Origin of the sequence: Xanthomonas sp. LF07-6, from assembly GCF_034105445.1 — a bacterium.
GTDB lineage: Bacteria > Pseudomonadota > Gammaproteobacteria > Xanthomonadales > Xanthomonadaceae > Xanthomonas_A > Xanthomonas_A sontii.
In genome coordinates this window covers 1-462 of record NZ_JAXGGI010000046.1, presented here as the reverse complement: position 1 = coordinate 462, position 462 = coordinate 1, and the positions used below count along the sequence as shown (strand labels likewise).

Genomic DNA, 462 nt, shown 5'->3' with positions numbered 1-462 from the left:
CGAAGGCGCGATGGTCGAAATCGGCAACAACCTGCAGCGTATCCGCGAACTGGCGGTGCAGTCGGCCAACGCCACCAACTCCACCACCGACCGTGGCGCGCTGAACTCGGAAGTCAAGCAGCTGGCCTCGGAAATCGACCGCGTCTCCAGCCAGACCAACTTCAACGGCACCAAGCTGCTGGACGGCTCCTTCTCCGGCGCGCTGTTCCAGGTCGGCGCCGACGCCGGCCAGACCATCGGCATCAACAGCATCGTCAACGCCAGCGCCGCCTCGCTGGGCAAGGCCGGCTTCGCCGCCACCCAGACCACCACCAACGCCCTGGCCTCGGGCACCGCCACCGCCAGCGGCAGCTTCTCCGGCATGTCCGTCAACGGCGTCAGCATCGCCTCGGTCTCGGTGGCCGTCGGCGACGTGGACACCGATGTGGCCAAGAAGATCGCCTCGGCGATCAACGACAAGCT

At 67.1% G+C, this 462-nt stretch carries 1 pseudogene; it reads left to right on the top strand.

What is annotated here, in order from left to right:
* Positions 1 to 462 (top strand): annotated as a pseudogene (locus SLW56_RS20810) (flagellin); the annotation flags it as partial.